Here is a 17,608-nt window from a genome sequence, read left to right on the forward strand (position 1 = left end):
TCATCGCTCCTTGATGGCCACCCGTCGGTTGAACCAACCCATGAGCGCAGAAGTGGAGAGCGAAAGCACCAGATACACCATCATGATCAGGGTAATGCATTCGACCGCACGCCCCGTCTGATTGAGCGAGGTGTTGGCGACGGAAACGATGTCAGGGTAGCCGACTGCGACCGCCAGTGATGAATTCTTGGTGAGGTTCAGATACTGATTGGTGAGCGGCGGCACGATCACACGCAGCGCCTGGGGCAACACCACCAGACGCAGCACCAGCGCGCGAGACAGCCCCACACTGGTGCCCGCCTCAAGCTGGCCTCGACCTACCGAGGCCACACCGGCTCGGACCACTTCTGCCGTGAACGCGGTGGTGTAGGCCGTGAGCCCCAGCAGCACCGCCATGAATTCAGGCGTCAGAGAGACGCCGCCTTCGATCGAAAAGCCACCCATTTCAGGCACGTTCCAGGTGGTCGGCATTCCACCCGCCACCCAGCCCAGCACCCCTCCACCCAATATGAACGCCACCGGTTGGAGCAACAGGCTAGGCGGCCTTCCACCCGCAGAGAGAAAGCGGCGACGCGCGCGCAGCCCCGCCAAGACGGCTATGACCACCCCCAGGACCAGCCCGGCGAGCGCCCACCACCAGCCCACAGACGCTGCAGGAAAGGGAAAAGCCAGCCCGCCCTTGCTGAGGAAAATGAGATTACCCAAATGCAGCGGATCGCGGGCAGGCGGCAAAATCTCGACAAAAATCAAATACCAGACCAGCAACTGAATCAGAAGCGGCACGTTGCGGAAAAGCTCAACGTAGGCGCGACAGAATCCACGCACCAATGCGTTGCCAGACAAGCGTCCAATCCCAATGAGCACGCCCGCCACCGTGGTGAGCAAGCAACCCACAAGCGCCACACGCAATGTATTGAGAACCCCTACGGCGAACGCCTTCCAGTACGGATCCGTACCCGAGAACGGAAGGACACCCTCACTGATCTCGAACCCCGCGCTGTCGAACAGAAAGCCGAAACCACCCTGAATACCGCGGGCACGCATGTTCGCCCAGGTGTTGGAAAACAACCAGGCAATAACACCCACGACGGCAACGACCGCCAACGCCTGATATACCCAGCGGCGGAAACTACGGCTACGCCAGCCCCAAGCAGCACTGCGCGGAACGACCGGTGCCGGTCGTGCGGGAATCGTCACAACGCAGCGTTAGCGAACTGGGGGAGCGTATAGCAGGCCGCCCTGATTCCACAGTCGGTTCAGCCCACGTGGCAATCCGACAGGCGTCTTCTCGCCAAGGTTGCGCTCGAAAATTTCACCATAGTTACCCACGGTTTTGATAGCGCGAGCAAGCCATTCCCGATCCAGCCCCAACAGCTTGCCCATATCGTCGCCCTTACCCAGAAGTCGCTGCACAACGGGGTCTGTGCTGCTGGCCTTGAGCTGGTCGACATTGGCCTGAGTAATGCCGTTTTCTTCGGCCTCGATCAAGCCATATACCACCCACTTGACGATGGCGAAGAACTCGTCGTCCCCGCGACGCACGAGCGGCCCCAGGGGCTCTTTGGAGATCAGCTCTGGCAGGATGACGTGATCCTTGGGGTTCTTGGCTTCCTTCGAACGAATGGCGGCCAAACCAGAGACGTCCGAGGTGTAGGCGTCGCAGCGGCCGCTGAAATAAGCACCGGCCGAGGCATCAAGGTTCTCGAACACCACGGGCTTGAGGTTAAGCTTGTTCGCTCGTGAGAAGTCCGCGAGGTTCTTCTCGGTGGTATTGCTGCCCTGCAGGCAGACGGTGGCTCCCTTGAGTTGTTTGGCGCTCGTGACCTTGCTCTTGGCCGGCACCATGAAACCCTGGCCGTCGAACAGAACGATGGCGGTCTGGTTCAGGCCCAGCGAGGCATCGCGCGTAAGTGTGAAGGTCGTGCCGCGGGAGAGCAGATCCACCTCGCCGGACTGAATAGCCGTAAAGCGCTGCTGGACATTCAGCGGCACCCACTTGGTCTTCTCGCCATCGCCAAGGATAGCCGCGGCCACGGCGCGGCCAATGTCCACATCCAGCCCTGCCCAGCGCCCCTGGCTGTCAGGCGCGGACAAGCCTGGCACGCCGGTGCTAACGCCCACCACGAGTTGGTCGCGTGACTTGATGGTGTCCAGCGTCTTGCCGGCAAAAGCTGGTAGCGATGCCGCGGCCAGCAGGCTGGCAGCCAGTAGATGTTTACCAAGAGTTCTAGAGGAAAAGGCCATATGACACCACTCCGAAATGTTGTTGTAGAAGATCCTCGGGGGTACCCGGCGTACCGACATGTGCCCGCCCGACTCACACCTTAATATACTGAAGACTCGCGCAAACGCCAATCAACGAAAATTTGTCAGCTTATTTGCCAGCCGCATAAGCACACCTTTGAGTTCGTTCACAAGTCTTGCGCCAAACGGCCAAAGCGCTCAACGACGAAATTGAAGTACTCGGGCACGCAGCCTGTATGCCCGAGGTCAGACGTGGCGCAATCTGTCAGGGTCACTTCGGCGGCACCAGCATCGCGCAATGCATTCAATGCCGAAATCGACACTGCATAAGGCACAGTCTGATCGCCCTGGCCATGGAAAAGGTACATCGGCGCTTCAGGCTTCCATCCCAGGTGAACACTGTGATCCCGGGCGATGGCTTCCCGGTCGTCGGCCAAGTAGCGGTCTACAAACAAAGTCTGGTAGGCCACGTCTGCATCGTCTGGCAAGAGCTGCCTCACCAGCAGACGGCGAACCTCATTGCGTACGGATTCGGGCGCATTCCGCAGATTGCCGGGGCTGAACAGCTCGCGCAGCCAACGAGGCAGGTCTGAGCGCAATTCATCCAGGGTCATCTGAACGTCATAGGGACCCGCGCCGGGTGCCGAGGCCAAGAGCTGCTGCCCGAGAAGCCCACCCGCCTGCTGCAAGGCCCGGTGCGCCGCCATGGTGGCATAGCCACCTTCTGAATAACCCGCCAGAAAGAGCTGGCCGTTGTCTTGCACGCCTTGCTCCCAGCGCCAGGTTCGGGCTGCAACGAGCAAATCCACCACCGAATGGGCAGTAGGCTCGGCAGTGAGGTACGGGTGATCCAGCCCCTGCGTGCTGCCAAAGCCCACGTAGTCTGGCGAAACCACGATATAGCCCAGTGACGACATCACAATGGGCGGCTCACCGGGTTCAACCTTGATGCTGGGCGCCTCGTCATTGCGGAACGTCGTGGCATGCTGGTAGCTCAGCACCGGACTGGGCGCGCTGGCGGGCTTGACGGGCACGCTGACAAGCCCAGACGCCGAGACCCGCTGACCGTTCTTGTCTGTGGTGATGTAGGTGATGCGATAGTTGCTTACGTCGTAGCGAGGAGCCAGAGTGGAGTCAGGACCCAGCCGACTTTCTGCCAAAGCCGCACTCACCTGCTGCGCCGAAAGGGTGTTCACCAGGCGCACGGACTGCAAGCCTCCCCGCTCGCCAGGGGCTGGAATCGGCGGCGGTTCTGGATCTGACTCAGGAGCCGGTGCCGGGCTGGGTGTTGGAGAGGGGGCAGGCGCTGGTGCTGGTGCTGGTGCGGGCGCCGGACTCGGTTCAGGCCCTGGCGCTGGCGGCGCGGCATCACCACCGCCACCGCAGGCCACCAAGCTCGCCGACACGGCCGCCAGCGCGCACCAATACGTTAAGCGGCTCGATCGGCGGGACAAGATCTGCATGGGAGTTGGGTCACGATTTGAGTAAAGACCATGATAGCCCCGCATTCGACACCCATGCACTGAAGCACGCGTCTCAAGGCCTATATTTCCCAGATGCGGGAATTGGACACGCTACCAACCGTTCGTCATCGGACTCGTTCCCGCGCTGCCTGCACGTAGAGTCGCCCGATATCGAATCAAAACGGTTATGTATACCTAAAAATGTAAACATTTAGCCCACTTCATTGAAAAGATGCGCATCAAGACGCGGGCCAGAGAGCACTGATGTGTAAACATAATGCCATTCTGGGGTGCGACTGTTTACATCCGCGTGAGCACAGGTGGCCGGGACGACACGAGATGGGCCCGGCTGGGCCCCTGTGGCAGCAAGCCGCTTTCAGCAATCTCACACTACGCGCCGTCCTCTTCATCCTCGGTCAGCAGCAAATCAATCTGAGCCTTGAGACGCGCTTTGTCGCCGTCAAAGAAGGGGTAGGAATGATCAGCCATGCGCGCCGCCCGCCCGGCAATCGAACGGGGATTTGATCTCCTTCATCACTGAAGCCCATAGGAACCGAAGGCGCGCTTGAGGTCACATTACGCGCAACTGAAGTAGGAGCCGACTCTGCCCCCTGCAGTTGCGCCGCGGTAGGGTCATACGCATCTATCGCCTCTGCAGCCGGTGGTTCACTTAGCGTGCGATCGTCGCGTGCTGGCTCATTGGCATGGGAAAAATATCCTGCGAAGTCAACTGAGCGCCGAAAGATCGCCACTGCACTTTCCGCGCCCGAGGGCAGAAATCCGCGTTGGATGAGCTCGTAGCGAATGTTGGCATCAGAAGGCAAGCCACTGCTGTATTGCTCAAGCAATTCAGCGAACAGCTGAGGCGCCTTCAGAAAATCAATGAGCAACTCGCGCTTGTGACTTTCGTTCGGCGTGTAGCGGTATGACTCGACGTTCTTGGTGACCGCCAGGAATCCGTCCTTCGGACGCTCAATCAGTCCGTAGTAGCGCAGACTTGCAATAGCGCTAAGCGCGCTACCGCTGTTCGCCGTCTTGTAGCCTAGGTTCTGTGCAACCACCTCCGTCGGAGCAGGATGGAGGCGTTCCTTTTCATATGCCCTGAGAGCACGGTCCAACGCTTCATCAAGTGCAATGGATGGCGCGCGAGGGCTCTTCTTTCTTGCGGGGGCTGTTGACATGGATTACCTCAGCTTCGTACGTGAAAGAGTCTACCAGACGAATTTCGTTGACGGCAATCGTATACGGTAACTTTATACGAAGAATAGCCATGTTACTAGTCTAAGTCATTGATCTAACATGATCTAATGGAAGCTCTTTGCACCGCATTCCCCAAGCATTCTGCATTCGCGATTAGCGAACTCATCTAAGAGGGGATATGAGTGACCTGGGGACTTGGCCAGCACTGTGTCTCTAAGATGAACGCCTAGACAAGCTTGAACGCGGGATCGTTCTTAGGTGCATAATCTACGAATCTCAATTCGCAAATAGCGAATTCTATGAAAAATGCTCACAGTCTGAAGCAACCTGCCCTGAAGGCACAAGACATCGTCGTGACCGCCAAAGTCGCTGTCTCGGAAGACCGCGCAACTTTGACCTTCGCGGGCCTTGCCGCTGAGCTCTTTATGTCAGCGTCCGAAGTGCATGCCGCTGTTCAGCGGGCTACCACCGCAACACTGCTCGGACGAGAGTTCGGAGAGCTAACAGTGAATCGAGCTGCCTTGATGGAGCTGCTCGTGCATGGTGTGCGGTACGTATTCCCAGCCGTTTTCGGGCCGATAGCTCGGGGTGTACCGACGAGCATCTTCACCTCGCCGCTTGCTGAGCATTTCGAGCAAGGAGATGATTTGCTACCTGTTATATGGCCGCACAGCACAGGCGACATCCGCGGAATGTCGCTGTGCCCGCTCTACCCATCTGTGCCACTTGCGTGCCTCAGGGACCCCCGCCTCCATCAAATGCTCGCACTGGTTGATGCGCTCCGAGCTGGCGCTGCTCGAGAGCGAGAATTGGCAATGTCGCATCTAGCCAAGCAGTTTCTATGAGCCAGGACCCTAACGTTGCCTCAGTGGAGTTGGCCGCTGTAGCACTCGGCGATCTCATGGACGAATTGGTTCTGGTCGGCGGGTGCGCTGTTGGCCTGCTAGTCACCGATGGCGCGCGCCCGCCCATTCGTCAGACCGTGGACGTCGACTTGCTCACCGAAGTGGCGCCGCTAAGCAATTACTACGCGCTATGTGAGCGCCTGCGTGAGAAGGGATTCAAGGAAAACGATGAGGTGATCTGTCGTTGGCAGCTCAAGGGGTTAAAGATTGATGTCATGCCCACAGAAGAGAACGTACTCAATTTCACAAACAGCTGGTACGCCGAGGCTGCCAGAACCGCGCAAAACCATCAATTACCTAGTGGCAAAGTCATCAAGCTAATTCAGGCCGCGGTATTCGTGGCGACAAAGCTTGAGTCCTTTGCATCACGAGGCAATGGCGATTATTTACACCATGACCTAGAGGACATTGTCAACTTACTCGACGGTCGGCCTAGCCTCGTCTATGAAGTGCAGGCCGCATCTGCGGAGGTCTGTGACTACATTCGAGACGAGTTCGACGCTCTACTAGTCAATCAGTCATTCGATGATCGATTGATTTGGTTGCTGGGAGGCGAGGCAGACCGCAAAGGCGTGGTCCTAGAACGGATGCGCAGGATCTGCGGGTTGTAATGACGCTGCGTGATGGGGGCGTCAATCGCTCATGTCCGGCCCTTAGCAGGCTGCTGAAATACTACCCCTACGGCCGAACCTGCTCAGCGGCTGCAAGTGCGTTTGTCGCAGCAGTTTCCGTATTCTGAAAGTCAGCCCGTAAAACCAGGTGTTTTCAGCCGCAAACCACGGTTTTCTGCTCTTTTGGCCTTCACATCTGCCCCTGCAGACGGATTTGCCCCAAGTTGCGCAGTCGCGTGAGGTTGTAGCCCGCCATCGTCAGCACAAACATCTGATCAACCTTCTTGATCCCGCGCACCAGCACCTGACGCATGTGCCCCACCGTCTTGGCCCAGCCAAAGCCTTGTTCGATCAGCTTTCTCTTTCGCTGCGAGATGGCGTATCCTTCGCTGTCTGCGATCACATCGGGCACCGCAGATTGGCGCCCTGACTTGTTCTGCGCCACATGGGGCAGCACGTTCATCTCTTGCAGCGCGTCGATGAACTCCTTGGCGTCGTAACCCTTGTCTGCGCCCAGCGTGATCGTGATGGGGTCATCACCGGGCAGTGCCTGTCGCGCATCGTTGATCATGGCCTTGGCCGCTTCACGTTCAGCATATCCGTCTGCCTGGGTGACCACGGCGCTGACCACCAGCCCATGGCGGTTGTCGGTGAGTGTGTGGCCCATGAAGCGCAACTCGCTGGCCGTCTTGCCCTTGCGGTACAGCCTTGCGTCTGCGTCCGTGGTGGACTCGTGGGTGTCGTTGCTGCGCTTTTGGTCTTTGAAGTTACCCGCATCCGGGTCATCGCTCTCTGGGCGGTCTTTGCGCACAAAACTCTTGTGGCCCGCCCAGGCCTGGATCAGGGTGCCATCTACGCTGAAGTGCTCGCCCGAGAGCAGTTCCTGCTCCTGGGCTTGTTGCACGATCTGATTGAAGAACTCGATGACCGCATCGTGCTCGATCAGGCGTTCGCGGTTCTTGCTGAAGACAGTGGGCACCCAGACTGCGTCGTCCATGGCCAGGCCGATGAACCAGCGAAACAGAAGGTTGTATTGAGTCTGCTCCATCAGCTGGCGCTCCGAGCGCACGCTGTAGAGCACCTGGATGAGCATGGCGCGCAGCAGCTTCTCGGGAGCAATGCTGGGGCGCCCGCCTTTGATGTCGGCCGCATACATCCGGGCAAACAGCTCGTCCATGTTGGCCAGGGCTTTATTGACCATCACACGGATCACGCGCAAGGGGTGATCGGCGGGCACAAAGTCATCGAGGTGGCGCATGGTGAACAGGCTCTCGGTGAAGGTGTCGGCTCCGCGCATGGATGGCTCGTCTGTCTGGTCGGTAGGGGTGCCTTGATTGTCGTGGCAAGGCGTCAACCGAGGAGTGAAGGTGGAGGGTATTTCAGCAGCCTGCTAGTGTGCCGTTTCATATGAAACTTTACATTATTTGTGTACTCCAAGAGCTATCCTTGGTAGTGGAGCACAACGATGGGACGTCCTGCAAAACCACTGGTAGTTGCGCCGAGCGAACGCGTGCAGCTTGAGTCGATGGCACGCTCGCAAAGCCTGCCTGCGGCGTTAGCTCGCCGCGCCCAGATGATTCTTTGCATGGCTGACGGGGAGACCAACAGCTCCGTAGCGCAGCGCTTTGGCTACAGTCGCCCAACTGTGACGCTGTGGCGCACTCGCTACCGGGAGCGAGGCATTGCGGGGCTGCACAACGAACTCAAGCCGGGGCGTCCCCGCCAGGCAACGGACGAGCAGATTGCGCTGATGATCAACAAGGCGCTTGGCAGCCAGCCCAAGGGCCGCACTCATTGGTCGCGGCGTTCATTGGCCGATGAGACGGGTCTGTCGACGACGACCGTGCACCGCTATATGACGTTGTTTGGCTTGCAGCCGCACCGCAGCAAGAGCTTCAAGCTCTCCAACGATCCCTTCTTCATCGAAAAGGTGCGCGACATCGTCGGGCTGTATCTCAACCCGCCCGAGCACGCATTGGTGCTGTGCGTGGACGAGAAAAGCCAAGTGCAGGCTCTGCAGCGCACGCAGCCCATGCTGCCGATGGGTCTGGGGTATGTCGAGGGAGTTACCCACGACTACGTGCGCCACGGCACCACAACGCTGTTTGCCGCGCTCGATATCGCCAATGGCACTGTGATCACGCAATGCAAACCCAAGCACCGGCACCAGGAATTTCTCGCTTTCTTGCGCCATGTCGAGGCACAGGTGCCCAGCACGCTGGACGTGCACCTCATTTGCGACAACTACGCCACCCACAAACATCCTCGGGTTCGCGCATGGCTGGCACGCCGGCCCCGCTTTCATCTGCACTTCACACCGACCTACAGTTCATGGCTCAACCAGGTCGAGCGCTGGTTCGCCTTGATCACCAATCAGGCCATCCGGCGTGGCTCATTCGATTCGGTGCCTGACCTCAAGCGCAAGATCAACGCCTTCGTCGAGCACTACAACCAACACCCGCGCCCCTTCCGCTGGACGGCAACAGCCGACTCAATCTTCGAGAAGTTGGAACGACTTTGTAAAGTTATTAATGGAACGGCACACTAGTTGCCTTCAATCCTGCTCACGCTGATTGGGTCGCTGGGTCAAGTCGAGCGGTTGGCGTAGCTCGAGTGCGATATGACTGGAGTGATGTATCGATATTTGACGAGTCTGCGACCTACGATATGGATTATGAGAAGCAATCCAGGTTGTCAGAGCAATAGGTTCGAGACCCGCATTAAAGGCTGTCCCACATGACAGCGGTTGCTTTCTGCGTAGGGATTCCAAGACGATTCAGGTCAATCAGCTTATCGGGCCATGCCGAGAGACCTCGGCACGCAACCATCCAGCGAGCGGTCGTCAATGATGGGACTTTTAGCAAGGCCGCAAAGTATTCGGAATCGACGTCAGAAAGAGAATGCCCAAGGATTACCACCTGTTCAATATCAAAAAGCTGGTCGAAGAAGTGGGCATGCTTCTGAATGAGTTCAGCAGAGCGCTTGAAGGTGCTCGAAAAATAGCTGTCAATGATCTCATTGGCCTCATACATACGCACATCCATTTCCTCGACGTCTTCGTGACTGTTGAGTGATGGCCGGACGGTTGGGCTCCATGCGTGACCAAGAATCAGCTCTTCATCTTGGACGGCGGCATTGCCGTGAATGAAGCACACCCTACGAGAGTCGATGCCATAAACCGACTTCAAGGTCGGGGTGTAGTTGAAGGTCAGATAGTGCGCTTCAGGATTAAGCGTCTTCAGCCGTCGATTATCCTCAAGATGGCTGGGCATTGGCAGACCTCTGACCCAGTTTGCGAACTGATGCTTTAGACCTGAAGACAGACGCTCCACACAATTTTCTACCTCATATTGAAAATCATGGTGTCCCGAATCGCTCCAGTCGTCAGCACCATATGAGCCCATGAAATGCCCGAGATTGTCGATCAGGGCATCGACATCCATCTCTGCGAGCGCTTGCTCAAGTTGATTCCATTCGTCGCCCGCGGGTAGGTAGGTCTCAACCTCTTCAAATATCTGAGGTGCGTTTTCTGAGACATAATTTTTGAAGTCACCAAACCTGGAAGGAATGTCGTGCCACAGATCAAATCCATTTCCGATCACATAGAGGCACTTGGGCTTGGCGAGTTGATTCATACTGCGTAAGAAAATTTGGTAGTCCTGACCACCGACCATACCGTCTAGAGGCCAACATGGAATGCTTCCGCATCGACGAGAGCGGTTATACGGGATTCGATCTGCTGAACGCCGATCAGCCCTTCCAAGGGGCTACCGCGATCGCCATCAGCGACGATGACGCTGCCGGACTAATTAAGGAGCACTTCCCCCGTCTCCAAGCGGATGAGCTCAAGTACAGCTCTCTGACACGTCGCTCGAGCAATCACCCGCGGATCCTCGCACTCCAACGTGATGTGCTTTCTGGATACAAGTGTGTCTCGTATGTCTGCGACAAGCGCTATCTGCTGCTTCTCATGCTGCTGGACTACGGGGTCGAGCCGTTCTACTACGAGCGTGGTCAGAACTTCTACGAGGATGGGCAGAACTACGGTCTTGCATCTCTTCTGTACTACGTCGGTCCGAAGGTGCTGGGGCGAAATGCCTTCGAAGGCCTGCTGGCCTCTTTCCAGCGGGCCATGAAGGAGAAGACGCCAGCAAGCCTCCAAGACCTGGTCAATGCAGCACGCAAGACAAACTGGCAGGAGCTTCCGGAGGCTCTTGGACCCCTGGCGCTATATGCGGACCCGGACTGCTTGAGTGCAATCGCAACGCCCGGCGTGACTACGGATGCGGCGCTTGTTGTCCTCCAGTCCCTCATCTCGCGCATGGAAGAATTGGCTAGTGGACCGTATTGTGTTGAGCATGACCGCTCGAAGAACCTGCTGACGTACCACGACCTACTTCAGCGCTACATCGACCACGACCAAGCAGCAGAGTTTCAGCAGTCGGAAATCGCCCGAATCAAGTTCCCACTCAAGCTGCAGTCCGTGACGCAGGTCGATTCAGTGTCCAGTCCGGCGGTGCAGATCGCAGATGTCATGATTGGCGCGACCATAGAGGCAGCCAAGATGGTCACGGGACTACGTGAAGCTGGGATCGATGGCAACGCTGTGCTGGAAGCCTATGGGCCCGATCAGTTCATTCATCTCATCCCATCCATCGACTTCGAAGCTCAGCGGAAATTTCGCGCTGGAACGCAGGCAGATCAGGTGATCGACTACTTCGCCAGGCACTTTCATAGCTCAGACCTGAAACGGTGAGGCAGCACCGAAGGTTCCAGCTGGCAGCTCTTACTACGCGAGTTGGGTCGCCTGCGCGGATGGCACGATCACTGGTGGAGCACGACGGATTCGTCGACGGCCGCCTTGGGCATCCGGCAGCCTTTGTATACGGTGCGCAATTCGGCGGCCATGCACACCAAGTTCAGCACGGTGACCACGGCTCTATGAACGGCCGTTCCGCAGCGCTATGGCGAGCTTTACATAGCGCTGCCTATGCCGAGATCGCAACTATGCGCAGATCCAGCAACAAGGAGCGTTGCATGCCTTGCTTGGCAGGTTGATCAGAGCAAAGGGGGAGCTGACTGGACATAACGGACGTGGCGGTCCTGGAAGTAGCTCATGACACGCTCGGGGTTGTGCTCCAACATCGCCATGTGATCATTGGCCGCATCGCGTAACTTGGCCTTGGTTCGCACTGGAACGCGCTTGCCCATCTCTTGTTTCAAGTCCGCGTTGAGCCGCTCCTCTGGATTGAGTTGCGGGCTGTAGCTGGGCAGGTAAAACAGCTCAATCTGGTCTTGGCGCTCAGCCACCCACGCCTTGACCAGCTTGCTGTGGTGAACCCGCAGGTTGTCCAGAATCAGAAAGACTTTTTTGCTCGCGTCTTTGATCAAAGCTTGCAGAAATTCGATCAGCTTCTCAGCATCAAAAGCTTCGTCAATGATCATCCAACGCGTCTTGCCCTGGTTGGTCACCGTGGCAATCATAGAAAGCTTTTGACGGGTACCGCCCACGGCCATGGCCACCGGTGTTTTGCCCGCTGGTGCAAAGCTTCTGCCGCGTACATCGGTGTTGACCAAAGCCGTCTCATCGCCCCAGTGAATCTCAGCGCCCTCGGCCCTGGCGCGTTGCTCGATGCCGGGGTACTCGCCCTCCAACCAAGCCTGCACGGCAGCAGGGCTTTGCTCGTAAGCGCGCTTGATGGGCTTTTGCGGTGTGAAGCCCCAGCGGGCGAGGTACTTGCCGATGCTGCGTACTTGCAGCTTGATGCCAAATTCCTGTTCGATGAGCTGGCCCACTGCGGCCCGGCTCCACAGGCTGAAATCCATCTTGAGTTGCTCGGGGCGTTTGTCGATGATCAGGCGCTGGATGGCCTCCTCCTGGACCACACTGAGCACCCGCCCATCGCCTCTGGCTCGTCCACGAACAGCGGGGCGTATCGCACCCCAACCGCCAGCGTCAAACAGATCGATAGCCGTTCGTACTGTCGGGTAACTCAACCCCGTCATCGTGACGATCTGCATGATCTTGGTGCCTTGTCTGTACAGCCTCACGACTTGCTTTCGGCGTTCGTGAAGTTGCTCCAGTGTTTGACTTCTTGCGCTTTCTTTTTCCATGTATCTCTGACCACGAGAATCAGAAAAAGTTCAGACTTTATTGGGCCTTATCTATAGAAGTAGCCTTTCCGCAGAAGAGCTATTGGCGGTCTGCGAGAGGATGTATCGCTTGGTCAACCATGAGAGATAGTCGCGGAAGTAAAGCAACCGTATGCCCACAGATCCCCGTTGGAGCAATTTCGCTGTGGGAGTCTTTGGGGGCCGCTTATGCGAGCGCTTGATGGGTGTGACTTTGGAGGCGGCGCGCTCTGGTGAAGTAGCGGGAATAAGAGCGTCGATCTGCTCCTGAGGCAGATACATCTTTTCAGTGAGCTCTGTTATCTCGCCTAACTCAAGCATGCGGCCTTCGCGAAGCCGAGCCGAGAAATCGACGCCTTGATGCTCGAGGATTTGAAGCCCAGCCATGATGGCCCTGGCCGCCTGCGCCATCGTTGACGTAGCCAAGCTCACCGACCGCATCTGGGTCGTGAGGAAAGCGGTGGGATTGAAGAGTGGCTTGCCGGAGGCGCGCTCGATCAGGAGCGGGAAGCGCTCACCGGACGCGAACTTGATCGTCCTGATCTGATAGCGACTCGACATGTTGACGTTTTCGAAAAGTGATCGATAAGCAACATGTTACATCAGGTCGAAAAAATGGTAAATAATGAAAAAAGCCCCTAGTGACAATCACTTGGGGCTCTTTGTTTACATCCGAAAAAAGTTGACGCTAGAACGGAATATCGTCGTCCATGTCGCCGAAACCGTTGTCCGGCCGGGCCACAGGTGCCGGTGCGCGCGGTGCGGGAGCCGCGCGCGGGGCCGCCGCTGGTGCAGGGCGGCGAGGTGCGTCGTAGGGGGCATCGCTGCCGCCGCCGTATCCGCCTCCGCCTCCGCCTCCACTTGCGCCTCCGTAACCACTCTCATCTCCACCAGGGCCGCCCATGCCCTGGCGGCTGCCGAGCATTTGCATCTGGTCTACACGGACTTCCGTGCTGTAGCGATCCTGGCCGGATTGCGGATCTTGCCACTTGCGGGTGCGGATGCTGCCTTCAACATAGATCTGCGAACCCTTGCGCAGATACTGACCAACGATCTCGGCCAACCGACCATTGAACACCAGGCGGTGCCACTCGGTGTGTTCACGCTGCTCACCGCTTTGCTTGTCCTTCCACTTGTCGGTGGTGGCCAGAGTCACGTTGGCCACTTGGTCGCCGCTGGGGAAGCTACGCATCTCGGGATCGCGCCCGAGGTTGCCGACGAGAATGACTTTATTGACGGAGGCCATGACTTGAATTCCTGCGCGAGAAGAAACGAAAAAAGGCCCCCAATTGTGCCAGCAAGCGCTGCGTCAAGATCGACTTAGCTCCTGGCGAGTCTGAATGGCCGGATTTCCTGTGCCACTTCAGGAGCGGAACAGCTTCAAGATCTGCCGACCATCGCAACACAGAAACATCATCCCATCGGAAGCTCAAAATACCATGAAAATCGTCAACGAAGAACGCACAGCACAAGGGCTGCCCTTCGTCCAGCTGATCCCGGCGCTCGAAGCCATGTTTGCTTCGGGATGCTGCGTCCCGCTGCGACATTCGCACGTTGTAGGCACCGAGGAAAGCGGGCAAGGAACCTTGCTTCTCATGCCAGCCTGGCAAGAAGGAGGGCGCCTCGGGGTCAAGACAGTCTCCATCTACCCAGACAACCAGAAGCGCGGCTTGCCCGGCCTGCACTCAGTTTTCATTCTCTATGACGCCTGCACAGGCGTGCCTCTCGCGCTTCTCGATGGGAACGTCATCACCTCCAGGCGAACAGCTGCGGCATCGGCACTTGCAGCCAAGTACTTGAGTCGCCCCGACTCGCGCTCGCTCCTCGTGGTGGGCGCTGGCAGGGTAGCCAGCCTGGTGCCCGAAGCCTATCGTGAAGTGAGGCCCATCGAGGAAGTCAACGTGTGGGATATCAACCCCACTCTGGCGGCCTCCCTGGTCGATCACCTTCGTCGGACTGGATTGCGTGCGCAAGTGGTACCAGACCTTGAAGCTGCAGCTGCTGAGGCAGACATCATCAGTTGTGCCACTTTGTCAAACCAACCCCTGATCCAGGGCGGTTGGCTTCGTCCTGGAACCCACCTGGATCTGATTGGTAGTTTTACGCCCGCCATGCGCGAGAGCGACGATGAATGTTTCCGCGTCTCAACCGTGTTCGTGGACACCGACGAAGCGCCGAAGAAGTCCGGAGACATTCTCATTCCTGTAGCCAATGGTGCGTTCGATCAAAGCTCAATCGCATGCGACTTGACTTCGCTTTGCCGAGGCCAACACCCAGGACGGAAAACCCGGGAAGAAATCACTCTGTTCAAGGCCGTGGGCACTGCGCTTGAAGACCTGGCGGCAGCTTCGCTGGCGTTCGACGCTCAGAGAGCCGCGTAGTCGCCCCTTGGTGGGCAACACGAAACAAGAGGTTCTGCGCGCCACTTCAAACCCGGTATCGGGATTCAAGAGTTTCGAAATTCGCCCGAATTCTCCGACCGGGCAACGACCTGCGGGGAAGCCAGCCATCGCCGTGCCAAAATCAAGCCCATGAAAGGCGAACCGGATTTCCTGCGCCGCGTGCGCGACGAGATGACCGATGCACGTGTGTGGCTTGATCGATTCGTGATCGGCGTCTTCGCCTTGCTGGCGGGGTTGGCTGTCGTACTCTTCACGCTGCTGGCAGACGCTGCCTCCCAAATTTTCATGGCCATGTCAACCAGCGTCTGGTGGTGGCCGCTGCTCTGGACACCGGCTCTAACGGCACTCATCGTCTGGGCACTGCGCTGGGCTCCGGGCGCAGGGGGCTCTGGTCCACCGCAGGTGGTGGCCGCGCTCGACACCCATCTCGAAGCACAAGGCCGCTCAGCATTCATTTCCCTCAAGAACTCCGCTGCCAAAATGCTGGCCGTCTCGGGCGGGCTGCTCGCGGGATTGTCGGCAGGCAGGCAAGGGCCTTCTGTACAGATCGCCGCCGGGGTCATGTACTCCGCCCGGCACTTTCTCTCGGCCCGGTCGGGCATCACGGCACGTGAACTGGTCGTCGCCGGAGGGGCCGCCGGTATCGCGGCGGCTTTCAACACGCCGCTAGGCGGCGTCGTGTTCGCCATTGAGGAGCTTTCGCGCAAGCTGGAGACCCGATCGTCTGGCCTCATGCTTGGCGCGATCGTGATGGCCGGCCTGGTGGCGGTGGCCGCATTCGGTAATCTGTCTTATTTTGGCCGTATTCGCATCGAACGCGTGGGCTGGGGCGTTTTCATGCCAGGCATGCTGCTGGCGCTGGGCTGCGGGCTGGCTGGCGGCCTGTTCGCGCGCCTGATCATCGCATCGACCCGCGGTCTGCCAGACCGCTTTTGTGCCTACCGCCGAAAATGGCCGATCCGATTTGCCGCATGCTGCGGGTTGGCCGTGGCTGTGATCGGCATCTTGACCAATGGCAGCGCCGTGGGGGGTGGCCATGACCACACAAGGCATCTTCTGGCGGGCGACGAAAACGGCATCCCCTTCCTATGGACCCTGCTGAAATTCATCGCCACCTGGCTAACGTCCTGGTCAGGAGTGCCCGCCGGCCTGTTTTCTCCAGCGCTTTCAATGGGCGCAAGCCTCGGGCACGATGTCGCGGTCATGATGGCCCCAGACTACGAAGTGGTGCTGATCGCGCTCGGCATGGCTGGATTTCTAGCAGCCCTGACGCAGACGCCGATCACGGCCATGATCATCGTGATGGAAATGGTTGATGGCTACGCCATGGTGCTGGGGCTGATGTCCTGCGCGATGGTGGCAAGCCTGGTGTCCCGCATGGTCAGCCGCCCGCTCTACAGCACGATGGCCGAGCAGATCGTCGAGCGCCTCATTTCGAAGAGACCGCCGGCACCCTCTGCTTCCAGCCCAGCAGAAGCCACAGCAGAGCCAGCGCCGTCGTTACCGCAAACACCGTCGTCGCACCGCCAGCCTTGAGCAACAAGCCCCCCAGCGCGCCCCCGGCGAACAACCCAAGCGACTGCAAGGTGTTGTACACCCCTAGCGCGGCACCCCGCGCATGGGCCGGTGCCAGACGAGAGATCAGGCTCGGCTGGCTGGCCTCCAGAATATTGAAGGCCACGAAAAAGAAGAACAGCACGATGCCCCATGCCCATACGCTTTGCGCCTGCGGTGCGAGCAGCCAGAACGCCACCTGCACCACAAAGAGCAGCGCAACGGCGCCACGAAGCACCGCCCGCAAGTGGCCACGGCGCTCCATAGCGAACAGACCGCCCAGCAACAGGAAAGAGGCCATCACCGCAGGCAGGTAAACGTGCCAGTGCAGGTCTTTCTGAAGCCCCGCCTGCACCAGAAGACCCGGCACCACCACCCACATTGACATCTGCACCGTGTGCAGCACAAACACACCGAGATCGAGCCTCCACAGGTCAGGATGAAGCCAGACGTCGCCCAGGCGTCCGCGCGGCTGGTCGGCGTGCCGGGTGGGCTCGGGTGGCGTCCACCCCAAAATCACCGCTATGCCCAGCACCGCCAACACGGCGGTCAGGGCAAAAAGCCCCGAGAGGCCGATCCACCCTGCCAACACGGGGGCTGCCATGAGTGAAATGGCAAAGGTCAGGCCGATGCTGGCGCCCACCAGCGCCATGCCCTTGGTGCGCACTTCGTCGCGCGTGAGGTCCGCCAGCAAGGCGGTCACGGCCGCGGAGACTGCGCCTGCCCCCTGGATACCCCGGCCCACGGCCAGCATCTGTACGCTGTCCGCAACGGCCGCCAGCATGCTGCCCAACGCGAACACCAGCAGCCCCAGCACTATGATCCGCTTGCGACCGAAGCGATCGGACGCCAGCCCAAATGGCACCTGCATCACAGCCTGCGTCAAGCCGTACACACCCATGGCGAGCCCGATGAGCGCCGGATCATCGCCGCCAGGCAGACCCGCTGCTTCCAGCGCGAACACAGGCAGCACAAGAAACAGCCCAAGCATGCGCAACGCAAAAATCGCCGCCAGCGAAAAGCTGGCTCGGCGCTCTGTGGGCGTCATGCGGTGGCTGGAAGAGGAATTTTCAGGGGCGGAAACAGCAGTTGAAGAC

The 17,608-nt window shown here is 58.7% G+C and carries 17 protein-coding genes; 7 read left to right on the top strand and 10 right to left on the bottom strand.

The window, feature by feature from the left end:
- The 4 genes from AAAK34_RS00950 to AAAK34_RS00965 form a co-directional block, all read right to left on the bottom strand.
- Window positions 1-1,197, bottom strand: a complete 1,197-nt coding sequence (locus AAAK34_RS00950; RefSeq protein ID WP_431777636.1) for an amino acid ABC transporter permease — start codon at window positions 1,195-1,197, stop codon at window positions 1-3.
- 9 nt (window positions 1,198-1,206) lie between these two features.
- Window positions 1,207-2,244 carry an amino acid ABC transporter substrate-binding protein gene (locus AAAK34_RS00955; RefSeq protein WP_231698687.1) on the bottom strand — a complete coding sequence of 346 codons (1,038 nt, stop codon included), beginning with the start codon at window positions 2,242-2,244 and terminating at the stop codon, window positions 1,207-1,209.
- Window positions 2,245-2,411: 167 nt separating this feature from the next.
- Window positions 2,412-3,707 (bottom strand): alpha/beta hydrolase family protein, encoded by a 1,296-nt coding sequence (locus AAAK34_RS00960; protein ID WP_431777637.1) that lies wholly within the window; start codon window positions 3,705-3,707, stop codon window positions 2,412-2,414.
- Window positions 3,708-4,123: 416 nt separating this feature from the next.
- Entirely contained in the window at window positions 4,124-4,888 is a 765-nt protein-coding gene (locus AAAK34_RS00965; RefSeq protein ID WP_431777638.1) for a hypothetical protein, read from the bottom strand.
- 318 nt (window positions 4,889-5,206) lie between these two features.
- Here AAAK34_RS00965 and AAAK34_RS00970 point away from each other — a divergent pair, with 318 nt between their 5' ends.
- Both AAAK34_RS00970 and AAAK34_RS00975 read left to right on the top strand, forming a co-directional pair.
- Window positions 5,207-5,752, top strand: coding sequence for a hypothetical protein (locus AAAK34_RS00970; protein ID WP_431777639.1), 546 nt, complete (start codon window positions 5,207-5,209; stop codon window positions 5,750-5,752).
- The gene (locus tag AAAK34_RS00975; protein ID WP_231698685.1) at window positions 5,749-6,423 is read left to right on the top strand and encodes a hypothetical protein; all 675 of its coding nucleotides are present in this window, start codon (window positions 5,749-5,751) and stop codon (window positions 6,421-6,423) included. Before AAAK34_RS00970 ends, AAAK34_RS00975 begins: the two co-directional genes overlap by 4 nt.
- A gap of 190 nt (window positions 6,424-6,613) precedes the next feature.
- On the opposite strand, the gene AAAK34_RS00980 is transcribed toward AAAK34_RS00975, so the two are convergent.
- The gene (locus AAAK34_RS00980; protein ID WP_231698684.1) at window positions 6,614-7,720 is read right to left on the bottom strand and encodes an IS5 family transposase; all 1,107 of its coding nucleotides are present in this window, start codon (window positions 7,718-7,720) and stop codon (window positions 6,614-6,616) included.
- Between the two features lie 168 nt (window positions 7,721-7,888).
- Here AAAK34_RS00980 and AAAK34_RS00985 point away from each other — a divergent pair, with 168 nt between their 5' ends.
- On the top strand, window positions 7,889-8,971 hold the full coding sequence (locus AAAK34_RS00985) for an IS630 family transposase (RefSeq protein ID WP_431777370.1): 1,083 nt from the start codon (window positions 7,889-7,891) through the stop codon (window positions 8,969-8,971).
- A 172-nt stretch (window positions 8,972-9,143) separates the two neighbouring features.
- Here AAAK34_RS00985 and AAAK34_RS00990 read toward each other — a convergent pair whose 3' ends face one another.
- The gene (locus AAAK34_RS00990; protein WP_231697037.1) at window positions 9,144-10,058 is read right to left on the bottom strand and encodes a bacteriophage abortive infection AbiH family protein; all 915 of its coding nucleotides are present in this window, start codon (window positions 10,056-10,058) and stop codon (window positions 9,144-9,146) included.
- 56 nt (window positions 10,059-10,114) lie between these two features.
- Here AAAK34_RS00990 and AAAK34_RS00995 point away from each other — a divergent pair, with 56 nt between their 5' ends.
- Complete coding sequence (locus tag AAAK34_RS00995; RefSeq protein WP_231697036.1) at window positions 10,115-11,179, top strand: DUF3800 domain-containing protein; 1,065 nt, start codon at window positions 10,115-10,117, stop codon at window positions 11,177-11,179.
- Window positions 11,180-11,238: 59 nt separating this feature from the next.
- Window positions 11,239-11,481 carry a hypothetical protein gene (locus AAAK34_RS01000; protein ID WP_431777640.1) on the top strand — a complete coding sequence of 81 codons (243 nt, stop codon included), beginning with the start codon at window positions 11,239-11,241 and terminating at the stop codon, window positions 11,479-11,481.
- Here the strand turns inward: AAAK34_RS01000 and AAAK34_RS01005 are convergent, their stop codons facing one another.
- The 3 genes from AAAK34_RS01005 to ssb form a co-directional block, all read right to left on the bottom strand.
- A complete protein-coding gene (locus AAAK34_RS01005) occupies window positions 11,482-12,537 on the bottom strand; it encodes an IS630 family transposase (RefSeq protein WP_431777641.1) in 1,056 nt (351 codons plus the stop codon).
- A gap of 51 nt (window positions 12,538-12,588) precedes the next feature.
- Window positions 12,589-13,116, bottom strand: coding sequence for a hypothetical protein (locus AAAK34_RS01010; RefSeq protein WP_231697035.1), 528 nt, complete (start codon window positions 13,114-13,116; stop codon window positions 12,589-12,591).
- 127 nt (window positions 13,117-13,243) lie between these two features.
- Window positions 13,244-13,801 (bottom strand): single-stranded DNA-binding protein, encoded by a 558-nt coding sequence (ssb, locus tag AAAK34_RS01015; RefSeq protein ID WP_231697034.1) that lies wholly within the window; start codon window positions 13,799-13,801, stop codon window positions 13,244-13,246.
- A gap of 193 nt (window positions 13,802-13,994) precedes the next feature.
- Here ssb and AAAK34_RS01020 point away from each other — a divergent pair, with 193 nt between their 5' ends.
- Both AAAK34_RS01020 and AAAK34_RS01025 read left to right on the top strand, forming a co-directional pair.
- Entirely contained in the window at window positions 13,995-14,936 is a 942-nt protein-coding gene (locus AAAK34_RS01020; RefSeq protein ID WP_231697033.1) for an ornithine cyclodeaminase family protein, read from the top strand.
- Between the two features lie 150 nt (window positions 14,937-15,086).
- Window positions 15,087-16,493 (top strand): chloride channel protein, encoded by a 1,407-nt coding sequence (locus AAAK34_RS01025; protein WP_231697032.1) that lies wholly within the window; start codon window positions 15,087-15,089, stop codon window positions 16,491-16,493.
- On the opposite strand, the gene AAAK34_RS01030 is transcribed toward AAAK34_RS01025, so the two are convergent.
- Window positions 16,387-17,559, bottom strand: a complete 1,173-nt coding sequence (locus tag AAAK34_RS01030) for an MFS transporter (protein ID WP_231697031.1) — start codon at window positions 17,557-17,559, stop codon at window positions 16,387-16,389. The two genes, AAAK34_RS01025 and AAAK34_RS01030, sit on opposite strands and share 107 nt — an antisense overlap.
- Window positions 17,560-17,608: the final 49 nt, after the last annotated feature.

The sequence above is a fragment of the Ottowia caeni genome, assembly GCF_050821495.1.
GTDB classification, from domain to species: domain Bacteria; phylum Pseudomonadota; class Gammaproteobacteria; order Burkholderiales; family Burkholderiaceae_C; genus Ottowia; species Ottowia caeni.